Genomic DNA, 19075 nt, shown 5'->3' on the forward strand with positions numbered 1-19075 from the left:
ATGGCGAACAACATCCTCGTGGTCGCAGAGACCCGGAACGGTGACGTGCGGAAGGTCGCACTCGAAGTGGTGACGGCAGCGCGGGCGCTGGCGGATGGGCTGGGTGCCGAGGTGCACGCGATGGTGTTCGGTGCCGCCGGCATCGGCAGCGTCGCGGGGCGGCTTGGCGGCGCCGGCGCCGACGTGGTGCTGGTGGTGGAGCACGACGGGTTCGCGACCTACAACGCGGAGGCGGTGGCGGCGACGGTGGCCGCACAGGTCACCGCCGGCGGCTACCGCGCGGCGCTGTTCGGGGCCAGCGCGATGGGCCAGGATCTGGCGCCGCGCATCGGTGCCAAGCTGCGGGTGGGCGTGGCGGCCGACGTGGTGGCGGTGTCGGCCGACGGCGGCAGCATCACGGTCCGTCACCCGATGAACACGAACAAGGTGATCGCCACGATGGTGCTGTCGGCGACGCCGGCGCTGGTGAGCGTGCGGCCTGGCGCGGTGAGCGTGGGGGGCAGCGCGAAGGCCGGTGCGGTGCAGTCGCTGGCGCCGGCGATGGACCCGGCGGCCGGCCGCGTGAAGGTCACCGGCGTGACGCTCGGCGGCGGCGCGAAGCTCGACCTCGCGGAGGCCCCGGTGATCGTGAGTGGTGGTCGCGGCCTGAAGGCGGCCGAGCACTTCTCGCTGGTGGAGGACCTGGCGGCGGCGTTCGGGAACGCAGCCGTGGGGGCCACGCGCGCCGTGACCGACGATGGCTGGCGTCCGCACAGCGACCAGATCGGGCAGACGGGTCGCCAGGTGTCGCCGGACCTCTACGTCGCGGTGGGCATCAGCGGCGCGATCCAGCACATCGCCGGCATGCGCAACTCGAAGACGATCGTGGCCATCAACAAGGACAAGGATGCGCCGATCTTCAAGGTGGCCGACTACGGCATCGTGGGTGACGTGTTCGACGTCATGCCGGCGCTGACGGCGGCGGTGAAGGCCGCCCGCGCACAGCAGTGAAGTCGCGGGCACTGGGCGCGGTCGCCGCGACGATCGCGCTCAGCCTGCCCGTCGCCGCCCAGCGCGGCGACAGCACTGCGATCCTCCCCGAGATCCGGTCGGCGTCGTGGATTGCAGGCGCCCCCGGCGTGCTGCATCGCGCCTTCGTGGGTGACCTGCAGGTCGCGCTGGTGCTGCAGTCCGACGACGGCACCACCACGCCGCTGACCAAGGCCGACGTGACGCGCATGCGGCTGACCGAGGCGCGCGCGTTCGTGAACGCGATCCGCAACCTGCGCGCGAAGCTCACGCCGTACTCGGACGACATCCCCGATCCGTCCCCGGAACTCTCGGGCATGTATCCCACCGAAGGCGCGAGCATCGTCACCAGCCGCCTGCTGCTGCAGGATGACTGGCGTGCGATCGAGTCGCGACTCGGCGGGCCGATCGTCGCCGTGGCCCCGATGACGGGGTCACTGATCTTCGGTCGTGACACGATCGTGCCGCTGAGCCGCCGCAAGTCGGCACCGGCGGCGCAGTTCCTGGAACTCGCCGCCGGCGTGCTGATCCCGTACGGCAAGCGCGAGGATGCACTGGGCACCACGGTGCTGCGCTTCACGCCCACGGGCTGGCGTGTGGTGCCGCCCATGACCGAGGCCGAGCGCCGGGACCTCAATCGCCAGCCGGCCGAGGGGGCGGATGGTGCCGCCGACCAGACGGCCCGGACCAGCGTGACGCCACCCGCCGTCCTGCCGCCGTCGGCGGATCCGGTGCCGCCGCCCAGGCCATCGAAGCCGGTCACGAAACCCGCGAAGCCCTGACACACGCGCGGAACGCTGCCTCCGGACCGAGGGGGCGCGTATCTTCCGGCGATCCGGTCGGCGTGCCTGTGCGCCACCACACAGGATCCACTGAATCGGGCTTGCCATGTCAGGACAGAACGTCGCGTTCCTGATCGTCCTCGTGCTCGCGCTGGGCTTCTTCAGCTACAACATCCAGCGCCTGGTCAGCTACCTCCACCTCGGCCACGCCGAGGACCGGCTCGACCATCCGGGCACGCGATCGTGGAACCTGCTGACGATCGGCTTCGCGCAGACGAAGATCCTGCGTGAGCGCGGGGCGGGCCTCTCGCACGCCTCGGTGTTCTGGGGGTTCCTCGTCCTCTCGGCCGGCACGCTCGAGATGCTGCTGCATGGCGTGTGGCCGGGCTTCAGCCTCGACCGCATCCTGCCACGCCCGCTCTGGCAGCTGTTCATGCTGGCGCAGGAGGCGTTCGCGCTGCTGGTGCTGGTGGCGGTGTGCTGGCTGCTGTGGCGCCGCATCGTGGCCCCGCCGAAGCGGTTGCAGGGCAAGGAGATCCACAATGCCGAGGCGATCATCATCCTCTGCGTGATCGCGGGGCTGATGAAGTCGATGTACTGGACCGGCGCGTTCGAGTATGCCGCCGACGAGGCGCTCCGCGCGACGCAGTTCGGGTGGTTCCGGCCGATCTCCACCGCGCTGGGCGGCCTGCTCACGGGCTGGTCGGCGGGCGCGCTCAGCGTGGGCCACGCGGTCAGCTGGTGGCTGCACGCGCTGCTGATGCTCGGCTTCCTGAACTTCCTGCCGTATTCCAAGCACCTGCACGTGGTGAGCTCGCTGATCAACGTCTGGTTCAGCAACACCAGCGGGCCGGCGAAGATCGGCGTGATGCGCCCGATGGACCTCGAGGCGGAGGTGGAGCAGTTCGGCGCCAGCGACGTGGATCACCTGAGCTGGAAGAACCTGCTCGACGGCTACTCGTGCACGGAGTGCGGCCGGTGCACGGCGGCCTGCCCGGCGAACATCACCGGCAAGCCGCTCAGCCCGCGCAAGATCGTGGTGGACACGCGCCGGCGGCTGATGGAGAAGGCGCCGCTGCTGGTGGGGGAGCTGGACGTGCCGGGCAGCGCCGCGGCGCTGATGGCGGAGGAGGGGGCCGACACGCGCCTCGCGAACCAGCTCCTCGACAACTACATCACCGAGGACGAGCTCTGGGCCTGCACCAGCTGCCGCGCCTGCGTGACGGAGTGCCCGGTGAGCATCGACCAGCTCGACATCATCAACGAGCTGCGGCGAGGGCTGGTGCTGAACGAGGGGCGCTTCCCCGAGGAGGTACAGCCGACGTTCGAGTCGCTGGAGACGAACGCGTCCCCGTGGGCCTTCAGTCCGGCCGACCGTGCGCTGTGGGCGGAGGGGATGCACATCCCGACGATGGCCGAGGCGTTCGCCGAGGGGCGTCGCCCGGAGCTGCTGTTCTGGGTGGGGTGCATGGGCAGCTTCGACGACCGGGCGAAGAAGATCACGGTCGCCTTCGCGCGCATCCTGCAGGCGGCGAACGTGGACTTCGCGATCCTGGGCCAGGAGGAAACCTGCCACGGCGATCCTGCGCGCCGCCTGGGCAACGAGTACCTGTACCAGACGCTGGCCAAGGGCACCATCGAGACGCTGGACCGCTACGAAGTGAAGACGGTGGTGACGTTCTGTCCGCACTGCTTCCACCAGATCGGCAACGAGTTCCCGCAGCTCGGCGGCAACTACGAGGTGATCCACCACACCACGTACATCGAGCGGCTGCTGGACGCCGGCCAGGTGCCGCTGGACACGGAGCATGGCCAGCGCCTGAAGATGACGTACCACGACAGCTGCTACCTGGGCCGCTACAACGACGTGTACGACGCCCCGCGCAATGCGCTCAGGCGCGCGCTGCCGGTCATGACGCTGGTGGAACCGGCGCGCACCGAAAGCCGCGGCCTCTGCTGCGGCGCCGGCGGCGGCCGCATGTTCGTGGACGAGAAGGTCGGAAAGCGCATCAACGTCGAGCGCACCGAGGAACTCGTCGCGACGGGCGCGGACGTGATCGCGGTGGCGTGCCCGTTCTGCATGACCATGATGACCGATGGCGTCGCGAAGCTCGAATCATCCGCCGAGGTGCTGGACGTCTCCGAAGTCGTCGCGCGGCAGCTTTCTACACGCTCGTGAGATCCTGAACGGCGTGACGCAAAGGAGCCAAGGGCGCGAAGGACGCAAAGACAGCGGCCGTGCGCTTCAGGCGACGGTCGCTGCAGGCGAGGACGAACGTACTCGAGGGAAACTGCGGTGGCTGTTGCAGTTCCCATCAACCACTTGGACATTCGTGCGGGCCGAGCATCGCAGAGCGCGCAGGGCCGCCGTTCTTTGCGTCCTTCGCGCCCTTTGCGCCTTTGCGTCAAAGCTGTTCAAGATGCCCGAACATCACCGAGTGATGCGATACAAGGTGATCGTGTGAATGTGCGCGCCTGCCTCGATGGGCACCTTGGCCACGGTCTCGCAGCCGAGCGCGTGGGACGCACACCAGTCGGGGAGGGAGGCGGCGCCGACGCGGCCGGGGTCGGCGATCCAGCCTTCGCCCCTGGGGCCGAGTGACTGCGCCATCACGCGGGCGATGAGCGGCGCGTTGCGCTGCTCGTAGAGCACGTCGCTGGCGACGATCAGGTCGTAGCCGCGCAGGTCGGACGGCCAGGCGTTCCAGTCTGCACAGCGCACCGTGATGTCCACCTGCGCGTTGCGCCAGCAGTTGGCGCGGGCGAAGAGGGGACTGTCGGCGTAGTAGTCGGTGGCCGTGACCGTGAAGCCGGCGCGCACCGCCGCCGTGGCCACCGCGCCGCTGCCGCAGCCCAGCTCCAGCAGGGTTCGCCCCTCGCCGCGCAGGCCGCGGAGGAAACGCGCCAGCACCACCGCCGAGGGCCAGAGGTCGGCCCAGTAGGGCAGCCGGTCGTCGATCGCGAAGTCCTGCTCCGAGATCAGGTCGTCGGCGTTGGCGGGGTGCAGGATCTGCACGACCTCCTCGGCCGCGATCGTGACCGGCGACTCGATCGTGCGGAACCGCTCGCGCAGGTCGGTCTCGAGCTCGTTCACGGTCAATACGTCCACGGCACCGCCCGTTGCGGGAAGAATCCTGGCACGAGCAGCAGTGCGCGCACCGTGGCCCCGGCCGGAAGATACGACACATCGTGCGGCACGATCAGCAGCGCGGTCGCCGCGACCATCGAGGTCAGCATCCCCGACCCCTGCGGCCCGGTGAGGTGTGCCACGCCGTCCTCGTCCACCACCGCCCGCAGGAAGTGCGTGAGGCCGCCCGCGGTGGTCACCGGCGAGGCGAGTCGCACCGCCACCGCACTCCGCTCGGTCACCCCGTGGCGCCCCATGATGCGCAGCGCCGGCCGCACGAATACCTCGAACGTCACCAGCGCCGAGACCGGGTTGCCCGGCAGCCCGAACCAGGGCCGGCCGCCCAGCAGGCCGAAGCCGAAGGGCCCGCCGGGCCGCATCCGCACCCGCCAGAAGTCGAGCGTCGCGCCGAGCCGCTGCACCACGTCGCGCGTGTAGTCGAAGGCCCCGACGCTGATGCCGCCGCACGTCACCAGGGCATCGAACGGCGGCGCGCCCGTGATCCGCTCGGCGATGGCCGCCGGGTCGTCGCGGGCGATGCCAAGGTCCACCGGCTCGCCACCCGCCTCCTCGATCGCGGCCGCCAGCGCATAGCCGTTGGTGTCGATGATCCGCTGCCCTGCCAGCACCTCGTCGAAGCGGTCCACGTCCACCAGCTCGTTGCCCGACGTGAGGATCGCGATGCGGGGACGTCGTGCCACGCGCACCGCGCTGCGGCCCGCGGCAGCGGCGATGGCCACGTGTGGTGCCCGCAGCGTGTCTCCGGCCGAGAGCAGCGGCTGGCCCTGCATGAAGTCCTCGCCGCGCGGCCGGATGTTCGCACCGGCATCGCGGTCGCTGCGGATGGTGACCTGCAGCGCGCCGGCATCGGTGTCCTCCACCCGCACCACGCTGTCGATGCCGTCGGGCACCGGCGCACCGGTCATGATCCGCCACGCGGTGCCGCGCGGCACCGCGCCTGGCGCGCGGTCGCCGGCCGCGATCGTCCCCGCCACCGGTAGCGTGACCGGCGACTCCGCCGTCGCGCCGCGCACGTCGTCGGCGTGCACCGCATAGCCATCCATGGCACTGTTGCGCCACGCCGGGTGCGTGTGGCGTGCCTCGATCGTCTCCTGCAGCACGCGGCCGGCCGCCTCCCGCACCGGCACGGACTCCCACGCCACCGCGCAGTCCTCGGCCGTGCGCAGGATCCGCGCGACGGCCTCCTCCACCGGAAGGCGCGGCCCGCGCGCCGTCACGGGGCGCTGCGCCGCAGTGTCACCAGCCGCTCCAGCAGCAGGTCCTGGATCCGGTCGATCTCGCGATTGGGCACCGTGAAGTTGTTGGCGATGAGCGAGATGAGGAGGAGTTCGCCGTCGGCAGTGGTCACGTACCCCGACAGCGCACGGGCCTTGTCGATGGTGCCGGTCTTGGCCTGCACGCGCCCCTGCGCAACGCCGCGCATCCGGTTGCGCAGCGTGCCGTCCTGGCCCGCCACCGGCAGCGCATCGCGGTACACCGCGAACGTGCTGCTCCGCCGCATGGTATCGAGCACCTGCAGGATCGTGCGCGGCGTGACGTAGTCGTGACGCGAGAGCCCGCTGCCGTCACGCACCACCCGCCCGTCCGGACGGACGCCCCAGGCATCGAGCTGCCGCTCCACCACGCGTCGCGCGCTGTCCGGGGTGCCCGACCCGGTCACCTCGAGCCCCAGCGTGCGGTACAGCACCTCGGCGAGCTGGTTCTGCGAGAGTTTCTGCATGGCCGGCAGCACCGCGCTGAGCGGGAGTGACCGGAGCACCACCACGGTGTCGGGACCGACATCCTGGCGCCGCGCGGCGCCGCGCCCGCGCACCGTGATCCCGGCCCGGGTCAGCGCCTCGGTCACGGCCGCGACGTACGTCACGCGGTCGTCCGGCTGCGCCGCGGTGAACGCCAGGCTGTCGCCCGCGGCGATGCTGCCCCGCAACGCGATCCCCGGCACCGCCGCCGAGTCGCGCCACCACTCGACGTGCGGTGCGCCGCTGCCTGCCGCACGCACGGTGACGGTGGAACGCAGCACGGGTGTCGTGCGCGCCGGCGCCGTGACCACGCACGCCGCGCGCCCGGGCCGCGCACACCCGGTGACGTGCACCTCGGTGAAGCCCTCGTTGAACAGCAGCTCCGTCACGCCGGCGCCGTAGTCTTCGGCCAGGTCGTCCCAGTCCCAGCCGTAGCCGTGGGGGCTGCCCGGAAAGGCCTGCGTCGGCGAAGGACGCACACGGCCGGTGATGTGGCGCACACCGGCCGTGCGCAGTGCCGCGACCAGCGGGTCGAAGCCGCCCAGTGCGGCGCCGCGCAGCGCGGTCGAGATGCTCGGATCGCCGGTGCCGGTCACGACCAGGTCACCGCGCAGTTCGCCGCGCACGATCGGCCCCGTGCGCGTGAACGTGGTGCGCCACTGGTAGCCGGGGCCGAGCGTCGCGAGGGCGACGGCTGCCGTGAGCAGCTTCTGGTTCGACGCCGGCATCACCAGCCGGTCGGCGTGCACGCTGGCGAGCGTGTCACCACGCTGCGGCGCGACGACGAGGATCCCCCAGTGTGCATTGGCGAACTGCGGCAGCGCCACCAGCGAGTCGACGAACGGCTGCAGCAAGAACGGCGCGGACGGGGATGGCGGTGCGGCCGGTACCGGTGCGGCGGGTACCGGTGCGGCGACCGGCGACGGGATGGCCGCCGGCGCGGGCGCCGTCGCAGCCACGGGCACGCTGCGGCTGCTGCAGCCCGCCAGCAGCAGCACGGGTGCCGTGAGGAGGCAACGCAGTCGGGGCATCACGTCAGGGCGAAGTCCGGGGCAGCCAGGCCAGCGCGCGGCGCAGGTCGTCACGCGTGTTCACGTTGTGGAAGATGCGCTCCGCCTCGGCGTCGCGCAGGTGCTCCGCCACCGGCCAGCGCACGCCACGCACGGCGTGCAGGAGTGCGTGGCCGGCACGTTCGTTCGCCGCGAGCAGCGTGGCCGCGCTGGCGGCGCATGACGGCGCCCAGGCGGCGCAGAGCGGCTCGGCGGTGCCGTCGGGGTGCACGGGCACGCAGGCCGTGGCGCCGGCTTCCACCACCCGGGCCAGTGCCGCGAGGAGTGCGGTGGTCACGAACGGCAGGTCCCACGCGCAGACGATCACCGTCGCATCGCCGGCAGCCTGGAACGCAGCGGCGAGCGCGGCGAGCGCGCCACGCCCCGGCACCGCGTCCGGCACCGCGTCCGGCACCACCCGTAACGCGGGGAACCAGCCCACGGCGTCCGGATCGTTCGCCGCCACGATCACCTCGTCGCCGTTCCGGTCGCAGCAACCCTGCAGTGCGGCCAGGGCGCCGTCACACAGGCGGCCGTCGCCGAATGGCGCGAGGCCCTTTGGCGCGCCGCCGAACCGCGTGCCGGCACCGCCGGCGAGGAGGACACCGCACCGCCGGCGACGCCCGCTGGTCACGCCGGCTCGAAGGTCGCGCTGAGCGTGGAGTCCTCGGCCACCACCACGCGCGTCACCTGCACACCCTCCGGCAGTCGCGCCTGCACGCAGCCGGCGATGAAGCGCGCCAGTTCCTCCCCGGTCGGTACGAGCCCCTGCACCTCGTCGAACTCCGGGAGGTCGAGGTTGATGTTGCGGTGGTCGAAGCGCGCGCGGACCTCCTCCTGCAGCACCCGGTCGAGCAGGCCGAGGTCGACCAGCATGCCGGTGGAGGCATTCACCGCACCGGTCACGCTCACGTCGCAGGTGTAGCTGTGCCCGTGGTAGTTCGGGCGGGCGCAGAGGCCGAAGGCGGCCTCGTTGGTCGCCTCGTCCCACTGCGGTCGCCGGTAGCGGTGGGCGGCCGCGAACTGCACACGCCGCGTGAGCGTGGTGCGCCCGGTCATCGCCGCCCGATCTGCCGTGTGAGGCCGAGCGTGAGCAGGGTGTTGCGCGTCCAGCTGCTCTTCGCCGTGGTGATGCGCGGCACGCCGACGGTACTGTCGCGGAAGGTCTGCGGGTACGGCACGCTGTAGAAGTGGTTCGACAGGTCGGCCCGCAGCGTCCACCGCGACGTGAGCGGGGCGTACTTCACGCCGAATCCGAGCACGGGGCTGAAGCGGGTGCCGAACCGGAACTGCGACGAGTCGCTGACTTCGCGGTTGTCGGTCACGAGCCCGACACCGGCCGTCACGCTCGGGATCAGCGAGCGCCAGCTCCGGTTGCCGGTGAGCAGCAGCGTGAAGGCGGCATCCCACATCCACAGCGGCTGCGACACGTGCCCGCCGATGCGTTGTGCGGCCGGGAGGCCGGGTTGCAGGATGTCGCGGCCGGCCGACTGGCGCAGCACGGTGGAGGTGAAGGCGAGCGGGCTGGCGCCAAGGTTCACGTCGTAGCGGAGGCCGTACACCATGCCGCCACGCGGGGCGGCGCCGACCTTGTCCTTGCCGCCGAGCGACTGCCCGACGATGAGCGACACGTCCTGGCGCTTCTCGACGTCACGGAACGGGCTGTTCTCGGGCAGGTTGCCCACCTGTGCGCGCAGCGCCGGCGCGCAGGTGGCGAGGGCGACGAGGGCGCCGGCGACGAGGGTGCGACTGCGGCGAGCCGTCATGCCGGCACCGCGGCAGCGCGGAGGGAGCGCCCGGACATCTCGGGCGGCACGGCCAGGCCGAGCAGGTCGAGCACGGTGGGTCCGACATCACAGAGGGCACCACCCGCACGCAGCGGGACGGCACCGGCAGCATCGACGATGAGCAATGGAACGGGATTGGTGGTGTGTGCCGTGTGCGGGGCGCCCGTGAGCGGGTCCACCATCACGTCGGCGTTGCCGTGGTCGGCGGTGAAGATCACGATCGCATTGCCGGCGTCTGCCGCGACGAGGATGCGGCCGATGCACTCGTCCACGGCCTCCACCGCCGCGATCGCCGCGGGGAGCGAACCGGTGTGCCCGACCATGTCGCAGTTGGCGAAGTTGCAGAGCATGAAGTCGTAGGTCCGGTGCGCCAGCGCGTCGACGAGCCCGTCGCAGATGCCGCGCGCGCTCATCTCCGGCTGGAGGTCGTAGGTCGCGACCTTCGGACTCGGCACCATGCGGCGCTCCTCCCCGGCGAACGGCGTCTCGCGCCCGCCGTTGAAGAAGAACGTCACGTGCGGGTACTTCTCGGTCTCGGCGGTGCGGAGCTGCGACATGCCGGCGGCCGCGATCACCTCGCCCACCATGTTCGTGAGCTGGGCCGACGGGAACGCGACGGGGTACGTGAAGGTGGGGTCGTACTCCATCATCGTCGTGACCGAGAGTCGCGGCCGGCCGTCGATGGAGAAGCCGGTGAAGGCCGGCGATGTCAGCGCGTCGCAGAGCTGCCGCATGCGGTCGCTGCGGAAGTTGAAGCAGATCACCACGTCACCGTCGGCGAGACGGGGGGCGGCGGCACCGGAGGCATCGTGGAGCACGAAGGGTTCGATGAACTCGTCGGTGGTGCCGGCGGCATAGGCCGCCGCGAGCGCGGGGCCGACACCATCGGCGGTCACCGCGGTGCCGATCCCGGCCACCATGGCCTGGTACCACTTGCCGGTGCGCTCCCATCGGTGATCACGGTCCATGCCGAAGTACCGCCCGCCGAGCGTGGCGAGTACGGCGCGCCCCGGATACTTCGCGATCTCCGCCTGCGTGTCGGCCAGGAATCCCCGCCCCGAGGTGGGTGGCGTGTCTCGCCCGTCGAGCAGGCCGTGCACCGCCACGCGGCCCACCTGCTCCCGGCTGGCGAGGTCGAGCAGGGCGAAGAGGTGCTTGTCCAGCGCGTGCACCCCACCGTGACCAAGCAGCCCGATCAGGTGCAGGGTGACACCACGGGTGGCGGCGTCACGGCATGCGGCCACCAGGGCCGGGTTGTGGAAGAACGCCCCGGTCTCGATCGCGGCGCCGATGCGGACGAGGTCCTGCTCCACCACGCGGCCGGCGCCGAGGTTCATGTGGCCGACCTCGCTGTTCCCCATCTGCCCTTCCGGCAGTCCCACCCGGCGGCCGCTCGCTTCCAGCAGGGTGTGGGGCACCGATCCCATCAGCCGGTCCCAGTTCGGGGTGTCGGCGAGCGCGATGGCGTTGGCGGTGGTTTCGTCGCGGTACCCCCAGCCGTCGAGCACGACGAGGGCGACGGGGCGGGCGGAAGGCGAGGGCATGGATACTGGGTGGGGCGGGGTAGTAATGTCGTCACCATGACGTCTGCTGAATGTACCCCCCGCCGATGGGCGCTACCATCGACCGTCCGGCCACTCGTGGCTGGCTACACGCTGGCATGCCTGATGTTTCTTCCGGTGCGGGCGCAGGCACAGGTTCCGGCGCCGGTGGTCCGGCCGGCGGACTCGACGGCGGTGAAGTTCGTGAGCCCCGCGACCATTCCGCTCCGTCCCGCCACCCGCGCCGACATCCGCACGTCCCCGGACGGCGCGGTGATGGGGACCGTGGTGAATCCCGGCACGATCATCCCGCTGGCCCGGGAGCGCGGCTGGGTCCGGGTGCGGATGGAGGGGTGGGTGCGGGAGGCCGACCTCCTGCCCGTCGACTCGTCGCTCCGTACGGCCCTCAGCGCCGCCGACCTGCGCGCGGATCCGGAAGGGTCCCGCGGCAAGCTCGTGCGCTGGAAGGTGGAGGTGCTGGCGTTCCAGCGCGCCGACGCGCTCCGCCGCGAGCTGAGCGTGGGTGAGCCGTACCTGCTGGCGAGGGGTCCGGCGGGGGAGAACGCGATGCTCTACCTTGCCCTCCCCGCGGCCCTGGTGGAGGAGGCACGGAGCCTCGCCCCGCTCGCCGTCATCCAGGTCACGGCCCGCGTGCGGAGTGGCCGCTCCGCCCCCACGAACGTGCCGATCCTCGACGTCGAGTCGATCACCACGCCATGACGGACCTGCCCCGCACGCCCGCGACCCGCCCGGTGGCCGGCTTCGTCATCGCCGGCGTGCTGCTGCTGGGTGCCGGTGCCGCCGTGCCCGTGCTCCGGGCCCAGCGGGAGTCGCTGGCGGCCGAGGCGGCCGCGCTGCGCGCGGCGCAGGCAGGCGCCGTGCAGCTCCGCGACTCGCTGCAGGGGCTGACCGGCACGGCCCGCGCGACGCTCGCGCTGGAACGTGCCCGTGCCGGCGCCCGCGCGGAGCCGAAGCTCCATCTCGTGATCGCCGTGGACAGCGGCACGGTGGCCCTGGTGCGTGACGGCATCACACTGCGGTCCATGCCGGCACGCTTTCGCGGCGGCGCACCGGCCACCGGTTCCCAGACGATCGCCCGGATGATCGAGACGGCACCCGAGGTGGCGGCACCGACCGTGGATTCGCTCGGCAACCGGATCGCCGCGCCGCCGGCCGAGCGGAAGGTGCAGCGGGTGGCACTCTCCGATGGCACACACCTCGAGGGGGGCGATGCCGCCGCCGCGCTGCTCGGCGGCACCGAGCCTGGCTCCGGGCCGCGCACCATCATCATCTCGCGCCGCGACTTCAACGCGATCCGGCCGAACCTGGTGCGTGGGATGCCCGTGGTGCTGTTCTGATGCACGCCGTGTCCCGGTTCCTCACGCAGGGCGGATGGGCGGCGTGGTGCGTGAGTGCCCTCGCGCTCGGCGCCACCGGCGCCGCCGGCTTCGAGGGGGTGCGCACGGCGCAGGCGGCACAGGTGCGCAACGCCGCGCGCGACGATGGCGCGCGGGATGCCGCAGCGATCACCCGGATGCGCGCCGGCCTCACCGCGCTCGGGGACTCGGTGCGTGTGGCGCAGCGCAGCGGCCTGCCGTCCGATGGCCGGCCCGTCATCATCGTGAGCCTCACCGACAACCGGCTCTGGGTGCGCGACGCCGGCGTGGAGCTCTTCACCACGCGCGTGGCGAGCGGCAGCGGCCGCACGCTGATCGGGCAGGGGCGCAACCAGAAGTTCAAGTTCGACACGCCGCGCGGCATGCTCACGGTCAAGAGCAAGGAGACGGCACTGGCCTGGGTGCCACCGGACTGGCACTTCGTGGAACAGGCGGGCAAGCGGGGACTCGGCATCCTGCGCATGAAGCGCGGGCAGGTGATTCCGGTGTCGGATGGCGTGATCACCACGCGCGGCAGCGAGGTGGTCAAGCGGCATCGTGACGGGAGCGTCCGGGCGCTCACGGCCAGCGACGGGCGTGAGCTCGCCGCGGGCGGCCGCATCATCATCCCGCCGTTCGGCACCAACGCGCGCCGCTACAAGGAGATCCTCGGCACCCATCGCCTCAACCTCGGCGACGGCTACGCGCTGCACGGCACGAATGCCCCGAACACCATCGGGCGCAGCGTGAGCCACGGCTGCGTGCGACTGCGCAACGAGGACATCGAGACGCTGTACCGCATGATTCCCGTCGGCACCGCGGTGTACATCTATTGAGGTCGATCCACTGGTGCCGTGCCGTCGGGCTGGCTGCACTCGTCACCGCGGCGACCGCCTGCGTCTCGACCGGGCGTCGCAGCTGTGGTGACGTGAATGCCGGCATCGCCCTGCTGCATCTGCGCAGCGTGACCGATTCCGTGGCCGACGCCGTCGGGCGCGCCGGCGACTCGTCCGCTACCGTGCTGCGCTCGACGCTGCAGGATGCCGTGGACCGCACCGCCGCGCTCGATGCGTGCGGCAGGCTGTCGACGGCGGCGCTCCTCCGTGAGGCGGGGGCCATCGCACTCACCGCGTCGCGGGCCGGGACCGGATCGCTCGAGCAGGCCTACCGGTGGGCGCGCCGTGCGGTGGTGCTCGACGGGTCGGACCGCGGCTCGTGGCGCGTGCTCGCCGAGAGCTGGGATGAGCTGCAGGTCGCGGAGAACCGCCCCCAGTGGTTCGGCACCGTCATCGCCTGCGCGCCCGGCGCCACCGGCCGCTGCGAGCTGGCGCCGCTGGACAGCGCGCGGGTGAGCGAGGCGCAGCGGGTGGAACTCGGGTTGCGCACGGTGCAGCAGCAGCGTGAGCGCCTCGACGTGCTCAATCGCGAGCGCCGTGGCCCCGAACGGCGCCCGCCGTCACGCCGCGGGTCCTGATCGGGCGTTCAGGCTCCTGACCCCTCGCGCCACGGTTCAGGTCAGGACGTGACCCCGGCCGTCCGACACTCGTGTAGCAACTGCGACACGGGAGGCGCGGATGATGACACGGACATGGATGCTGGGAATCGCGGCGGCGGCACTCGTCGCCGGCCACGAGGCTGCCACGGCGCACGCGGCGGCACGGCCGGTGTTGCGCCTGCGCCGCCTGGTTCCACTGGTCGACGACTCCCTCCTCGGCCACAGCCGCAAGCTGCGCGCGCGATTCCTGCCCGCGCCCGCCGCCCGTGAGCTGACGGCGGCACTGGATGAGATCCGTGCCGATCTCGCGGCCGATGCGCCGCGTGATGGCGTCGCCTCGCTCCAGGTCCTGCCGATCGTCCCCTTCCACTCGAAGGTGGATGGGTGGATGGGGATGTACCGCATGGGCTTCTGGCCCGGCGAACAGGGCACCGTGCGTGGCGCGGCATACGGCAATCCGTCCGGCTTCATCGAGGTCACGCCGGCGAATCGCGACCTGCGCGTGTCGGAGCACTTCCGCCTGCGTGACTTCGTGACGAAGGACCAGGCCGCCGTGTGGCCGAAGTACCTCGTGCTCCGCGAACCGCTGCTGGACAAGCTGGAACTGGTGATCGACGAGCTCCAGTCGATGGGCTATCCCGCGCGTCGACTGCAGGTGATGAGCGGCTTCCGTCATCCGTTCTACAACGACCAGGGCGTGGGACGTGGCGGCCGGGCACGTGAGAGCAGGCACCAGTACGGCGACGCGTCCGACGTGTTCGTGGACGACGATGGCGACGGCCGGATGGACGACCTCGACGGAGATGGACGCATCACGGTACTCGATGCCGACCTGCTGGTCCTGGCGGTCGAACGCGTCGAAATGGCACATCCCGAGTTGACGGGCGGTATGGGGCGTTATCATGCAACACATGCGCACGGACCATTCGTCCACATCGACGTCCGCGGAAACCCGTCCCGATGGGGTGGGGCGTAAGCCCACGCAGATCGGCCTGATCGGGCTCACACACGCCGATCCGGTCCACGATGACAACCGCCCGCTGCAGGCCGCGCCACCGGGCAACGACCGGCGGCGCGTGGCGAAGCTGGCGGCGCTCGTGCTGGTGCCCTGTGCGATCGCGTTCGCGGTGCACCGCGGCAGCGAACCCGAGGGGCTCGAGATGGCCGAGGCACGGGCCTCGGGGTTCGGGCCGGCGCCGGTGAGCGGCGCCCCCGGCACCGCGCTGCCCGCGGGCCAGGGCCTCCCGCGCCGCGCCTTCGCCGCCGGCAGTTTCGGGCACAGCAACGCGGTCCGGATCCGGACCTCTCTGCCCGGCGAACTGATCGCGATGCCACTGTCGTTCGCCGGCGAGACCGACGGCGTCCAGAGCCAGTGGATCTCGTTCGACGGCAAGCCGAACGACGGGGTGGTGCCGTGGCGGCAGGATGGCGCCGTGCGCACACCAACGCGGCCGGGGGCGTACTGGCTCGTGCTCTCGCGTGGTGGCGCGAGTGACACGGTGGCCGACCTCGCGCTCTTCGTCGAGGTGCCGATGCCGAACAAGATGGCCACCGGCATCAACGGCTATCACCTGGGGCGCTGGCCGAAGGCGGCGGAGAACATCGTGCCGCCCGGCTTCATCGAGGTGAACCAGCGCATCGCCGACTTCCCGCTGTCGCCCCACCTGAAGATGAGCGACTTCGTGGTGCACGACGCGCAGGAAGGGTTCCCGAAGTACCTGCACGTGCGCGGCCGGCTGCTGGACAAGCTCGAGCTGACGATCGCGGAGATCGCGCAGATGCGCGGGCGTCCGGTCTCGGCGCTCACGCTGCACGTGGCCAGCGGGTTCCGCAGCCCGGCGCACAACGGCGGCCTCTCGGGCAGCGCGCAGGACAGTCGTCACATGTATGGTGACGCCGCCGACATCGCCATCGACGCCAACAGCGATGGCGCGCTGAGCGAGATCGATGCCCGCCTGGTGGCCGCTGCCGCCGAGGCGGTCGAGCGGAAGTATCCGGACCTGGTCGGCGGCATCGGGCTCTACATCACGCCGGATGGTGGTGGGTGGCCGTACGTGCACATCGACACCCGCGGGGTGCGCGCGCGGTGGCGCGGCGGCGCGCGGCGCGGAGCGCCGGTCGACTCGCTCCCGGCCGACGCCACCTTCGACTCGGTGCCGGTGGTCGTGCCGCCGGTGGCTGCGGTGCCCGCGCGCACCGATTCCGCAGGCCGGCCCGCCGGAGGCCTGCCCGCCGGGACGCCGCCGGCGCAGCGTGTGCCGGCCTCGACAGATCCGAAGGGAGTCGCGCCACCGTCCGGAGCCGCGACCCAGCCGACCCCCGTCGCAGCGGCGACACCGGCCGCGACACCGGCGTCGACACCAGCGGCACCCGCTGCGCGTAGGAAGGGGGCCAGCCCGACCGGTGCGGTGCGCAGCGGCAGCGCCGCCGCTCGCAACGGCCGCCGGAAGCCCTCGGCGTCGCCGCGACCGGCAGCCGACGACCCGTTCTCCAGCGCCGCGCGACGGTTCCGGGCCACGCGGCCCTGAACGGCGGCGCGCGGACGGGGTAGCATTCGTCGCACTGCCACGTACCTCCCGCCACCTGTCGTCATGCCGCTGAGTCCCTACCTGCGCGATCGCCTGCTCGCCCGCTTCGAGACCATGTCCGACGAGCGCGCCTTCCAGGTGCTCGACTACGTCGAGTTCCTCGAGTCGAAGTACAGCCGGATCGAGGCACCGACCGGCGCCGCCGGCCTGCTCGCCAAGCTTCAGGAGACCGTCGAGGACGGGCTGCGCGCCGGCAAGGTGTCCGCCACCAGCGTGGCCGACACTCTCGGCTTCATGCAGAAGGCCGTTGGCGTGCTGAGCGGTGTGGCGGCGGCCGGGCAGAGCGTCGCGACCGACCTCGCCGGCGCCGCCAGCCGGGCGGCCCGCGCCGCCAGTGGTGAGACGCCGCCGACGCCGCCCACGTCGCCCGCTTCCGGCGCCGGCGAGGGGCCGGCCCGATGACGCCATCGGGGCGGGGGCGCGACGTGCGCGGCGTCGGCTCGGCTGGCGATCGGCGCCTTGGCATTCCGGACGTGGGCCGCGGCGCACCGCCGGAGTCCGACGCCGGCCGGGCTGCCGGCTGGACGCCGCCGGCGAAGGACCGCCCGGAGGGTGGCCCGCGCACCGGCGCACGCCGGACGGTGACGTCGGCAATCCGTGAGATCCCGCACTACCTGCGGCTGCTGTGGGGGCTGGCGCGTGATTCCCGGGTGGCGGCGGTGGACAAGCTCCTGGTCGTGGCGGCGGCGCTGTACATCGTCAGCCCCATCGACGTGATCCCCGACTTCATCCCGTTCCTGGGGCAGGTGGACGATCTCTACCTGCTGATCCTGGCGCTGCAGCGGATGGTGAGCCGCGCGGGTCGCGGGGTGTTGCGTGATCACTGGACCGGGCATCCCGACGCGCTCGGCGCGCTGAACCTGTCGGCGACGCTGGCCGCGGCGGCCTTCTTCCTGCCGCCGAGCATCCGGCGCCGGGTGCGGCGCGCGCTGCGGGGCTGAGGCGACGGGGCAGCGGCGGGCCCGGGTGCGGCGGCTCCGATACCGGAGTCGGCGGTGCATCCACTAGTTTTCGAGATGGCAACCACGTCTCGCAGCTCCAGCCCGAGTCCCGTCCGCGGCAGCATCGCGCCCGACGGACAGTCCACGGCCCCGGTGGGCCGGATGCGCGTCCGCGAGGACGACGCCCTCACCTTCGACGATGTGCTGCTGGTGCCGGCGCACTCGCTGGTCCACCCGAAGGAAGTCGTCACGCAGAGCCGGTTCACCACCGGCATCACGCTGAACGTGCCGCTCATCGCCGCGGCGATGGACACGGTCACCGAGAGCGAGATGGCGATCGCGATGGCGCGGGCGGGCGGCATCGGGGTGGTGCACAAGAACATGTCGATCGACCGGCAGAGTGCCGAGATCGACCGCGTGAAGCGCAGCGAGAGCGGCATCATCCGCAACCCGATCACGCTCACGCCGGAGGCGTCGCTGCGCGAGGCGGTGAAGCTGATGCAGCGCTTCCGGATCAGCGGCGTGCCGATCGTGGACAACGAGGGCCGGCTGGTGGGGATCCTGACCAACCGCGACCTGCAGTTCGAGCGTGCGCTGGACCGGCCGGTGGGCGATGCGATGACGCGCGAGCGGCTGGTGACGGCGGCGCCCGGCACGACGCTGGACGAGGCGGAGCGGATCATGGGCGAGCGCCGCGTCGAGAAGCTGCCGGTGGTGGATGCCGACGGCCTGCTGCGCGGGTTGATCACGGTGAAGGACATCCACAAGCGCCGCCAGTTCCCGAATGCGAACAAGGATGCCGAGGGCAGCCTGCGGGTGGCGGCGGCAATCGGCGCAGGTGGCGACTATCTCGAGCGGGCCCGCGCGCTGATCGATGCCGGCGCCGACGTGCTCTGCATCGACACCGCGCATGGGCACAGCGATGCGGTGCTGCAGGCCACCTCGCGGGTGCGCAACGCCTTCCCCGGCACGCAGCTGGTGGTGGGCAACATCGCCACCCGCGAGGGGGCGGCGGCGCTGGTGGAGCGCGGCGTGAATGCGGTGAAGGTGGGGGTCGGCCCGGGGTCGATCTGCACCACGCGCGTGGTGACGGGCGTGGGCGTGCCGCAGCTCACCGCCATCTTCGACGCGATCGAGGGGGCGGGTGACGTGCCCGTGATCGCCGACGGCGGCATCAAGTACTCGGGGGACATCGTGAAGGCGCTGGCGGCGGGTGCGTCGAGCGTGATGATGGGCTCCATGCTGGCCGGCACCGAGGAGAGCCCGGGGGAGACGATCCTGCTGGAGGGGCGCCGCTTCAAGACCATCCGCGGGATGGGATCGCTCTCGGCGATGCAGGACGGCAGTGCCGACCGGTACTTCCAGGACGGCGAGATGAGCGCCCGGAAGCTGGTGCCGGAGGGGATCGAGGGCCGGGTGCCGTACAAGGGCCCGGTGGCGGACGTGCTGTTCCAGATGGTGGGCGGGCTGCGCAGCGGCATGGGCTACGTGGGGTGCGCGAGCATCGACGCCCTGCGGACGGAGAGCCAGTTCGTCCGGATCACGTCGGCCGGTCTCCGCGAGAGCCACCCGCACGACGTGACCATCACCCGCGAGTCCCCGAACTACACCAAGTGAAGCG

Annotated in this window: 19 protein-coding genes; 12 read left to right on the forward strand and 7 right to left on the reverse strand. The window is 71.9% G+C overall.

Annotated elements, in window-relative coordinates; all coding sequences use genetic code 11:
* The 3 genes from IT355_00455 (at position 1) to IT355_00465 (ending at position 3969) form a co-directional block, all read left to right on the forward strand.
* A complete protein-coding gene (locus tag IT355_00455) occupies positions 1-990 on the forward strand; it encodes an electron transfer flavoprotein subunit alpha/FixB family protein (GenBank protein MCC7051702.1) in 990 nt (329 codons plus the stop codon).
* Positions 987-1790 carry a hypothetical protein gene (locus IT355_00460; GenBank protein ID MCC7051703.1) on the forward strand — a complete coding sequence of 268 codons (804 nt, stop codon included), beginning with the start codon at positions 987-989 and terminating at the stop codon, positions 1788-1790. Before IT355_00455 ends, IT355_00460 begins: the two co-directional genes overlap by 4 nt.
* 106 nt (positions 1791-1896) lie before the next feature.
* Complete coding sequence (locus IT355_00465) at positions 1897-3969, forward strand: (Fe-S)-binding protein (GenBank protein ID MCC7051704.1); 2073 nt, start codon at positions 1897-1899, stop codon at positions 3967-3969.
* Positions 3970-4221: 252 nt separating this feature from the next.
* Here the strand turns inward: IT355_00465 and IT355_00470 are convergent, their stop codons facing one another.
* Genes IT355_00470 through IT355_00500 form a run of 7 tightly spaced genes read right to left on the reverse strand, consistent with a single transcriptional unit; the run spans position 4222 to position 11057 of the window.
* Positions 4222-4899, reverse strand: coding sequence for a methyltransferase domain-containing protein (locus IT355_00470; protein MCC7051705.1), 678 nt, complete (start codon positions 4897-4899; stop codon positions 4222-4224).
* On the reverse strand, positions 4887-6155 hold the full coding sequence (locus IT355_00475; protein ID MCC7051706.1) for a molybdopterin molybdotransferase MoeA: 1269 nt from the start codon (positions 6153-6155) through the stop codon (positions 4887-4889). The genes IT355_00470 and IT355_00475 overlap by 13 nt, the downstream gene beginning before the upstream one ends.
* Positions 6152-7708, reverse strand: coding sequence for a D-alanyl-D-alanine carboxypeptidase/D-alanyl-D-alanine-endopeptidase (gene dacB / locus IT355_00480; GenBank protein ID MCC7051707.1), 1557 nt, complete (start codon positions 7706-7708; stop codon positions 6152-6154). Before dacB ends, IT355_00475 begins: the two co-directional genes overlap by 4 nt.
* A 4-nt stretch (positions 7709-7712) precedes the next feature.
* Positions 7713-8360 (reverse strand): molybdenum cofactor guanylyltransferase, encoded by a 648-nt coding sequence (locus tag IT355_00485; GenBank protein ID MCC7051708.1) that lies wholly within the window; start codon positions 8358-8360, stop codon positions 7713-7715.
* Positions 8357-8785, reverse strand: coding sequence for a 6-carboxytetrahydropterin synthase (locus IT355_00490; GenBank protein ID MCC7051709.1), 429 nt, complete (start codon positions 8783-8785; stop codon positions 8357-8359). The genes IT355_00485 and IT355_00490 overlap by 4 nt, the downstream gene beginning before the upstream one ends.
* Complete coding sequence (locus IT355_00495; protein MCC7051710.1) at positions 8782-9492, reverse strand: hypothetical protein; 711 nt, start codon at positions 9490-9492, stop codon at positions 8782-8784. Before IT355_00495 ends, IT355_00490 begins: the two co-directional genes overlap by 4 nt.
* The gene (locus tag IT355_00500) at positions 9489-11057 is read right to left on the reverse strand and encodes a 2,3-bisphosphoglycerate-independent phosphoglycerate mutase (GenBank protein ID MCC7051711.1); all 1569 of its coding nucleotides are present in this window, start codon (positions 11055-11057) and stop codon (positions 9489-9491) included. The genes IT355_00495 and IT355_00500 overlap by 4 nt, the downstream gene beginning before the upstream one ends.
* A 36-nt stretch (positions 11058-11093) precedes the next feature.
* Between IT355_00500 and IT355_00505 the strand changes: the two genes are divergently transcribed.
* The 9 genes from IT355_00505 to guaB all read left to right on the forward strand — a co-directional run bounded on the left by IT355_00505 (position 11094) and on the right by guaB (position 19071).
* Positions 11094-11774 (forward strand): hypothetical protein, encoded by a 681-nt coding sequence (locus IT355_00505; protein MCC7051712.1) that lies wholly within the window; start codon positions 11094-11096, stop codon positions 11772-11774.
* On the forward strand, positions 11771-12412 hold the full coding sequence (locus IT355_00510) for a hypothetical protein (GenBank protein MCC7051713.1): 642 nt from the start codon (positions 11771-11773) through the stop codon (positions 12410-12412). Before IT355_00505 ends, IT355_00510 begins: the two co-directional genes overlap by 4 nt.
* A complete protein-coding gene (locus tag IT355_00515) occupies positions 12412-13266 on the forward strand; it encodes a L,D-transpeptidase (protein ID MCC7051714.1) in 855 nt (284 codons plus the stop codon). The genes IT355_00510 and IT355_00515 overlap by 1 nt, the downstream gene beginning before the upstream one ends.
* Positions 13263-13904, forward strand: coding sequence for a hypothetical protein (locus IT355_00520; GenBank protein MCC7051715.1), 642 nt, complete (start codon positions 13263-13265; stop codon positions 13902-13904). Before IT355_00515 ends, IT355_00520 begins: the two co-directional genes overlap by 4 nt.
* A 100-nt stretch (positions 13905-14004) precedes the next feature.
* Positions 14005-14901 (forward strand): hypothetical protein, encoded by an 897-nt coding sequence (locus IT355_00525; protein MCC7051716.1) that lies wholly within the window; start codon positions 14005-14007, stop codon positions 14899-14901.
* Positions 14837-16453 carry a DUF882 domain-containing protein gene (locus tag IT355_00530; protein ID MCC7051717.1) on the forward strand — a complete coding sequence of 539 codons (1617 nt, stop codon included), beginning with the start codon at positions 14837-14839 and terminating at the stop codon, positions 16451-16453. Before IT355_00525 ends, IT355_00530 begins: the two co-directional genes overlap by 65 nt.
* Before the next feature lie 63 nt (positions 16454-16516).
* Positions 16517-16915, forward strand: a complete 399-nt coding sequence (locus IT355_00535; protein MCC7051718.1) for a hypothetical protein — start codon at positions 16517-16519, stop codon at positions 16913-16915.
* Positions 16912-17454 (forward strand): DUF1232 domain-containing protein, encoded by a 543-nt coding sequence (locus tag IT355_00540; GenBank protein ID MCC7051719.1) that lies wholly within the window; start codon positions 16912-16914, stop codon positions 17452-17454. Before IT355_00535 ends, IT355_00540 begins: the two co-directional genes overlap by 4 nt.
* Positions 17455-17616: 162 nt before the next feature.
* The gene (gene guaB / locus IT355_00545; GenBank protein MCC7051720.1) at positions 17617-19071 is read left to right on the forward strand and encodes an IMP dehydrogenase; all 1455 of its coding nucleotides are present in this window, start codon (positions 17617-17619) and stop codon (positions 19069-19071) included.
* The last annotated feature ends 4 nt before the right edge of the window (positions 19072-19075 follow it).

The organism is Gemmatimonadaceae bacterium (genome assembly GCA_020851035.1).
In the GTDB taxonomy this organism is placed as follows: Bacteria; Gemmatimonadota; Gemmatimonadetes; order Gemmatimonadales; family Gemmatimonadaceae; genus JACMLX01.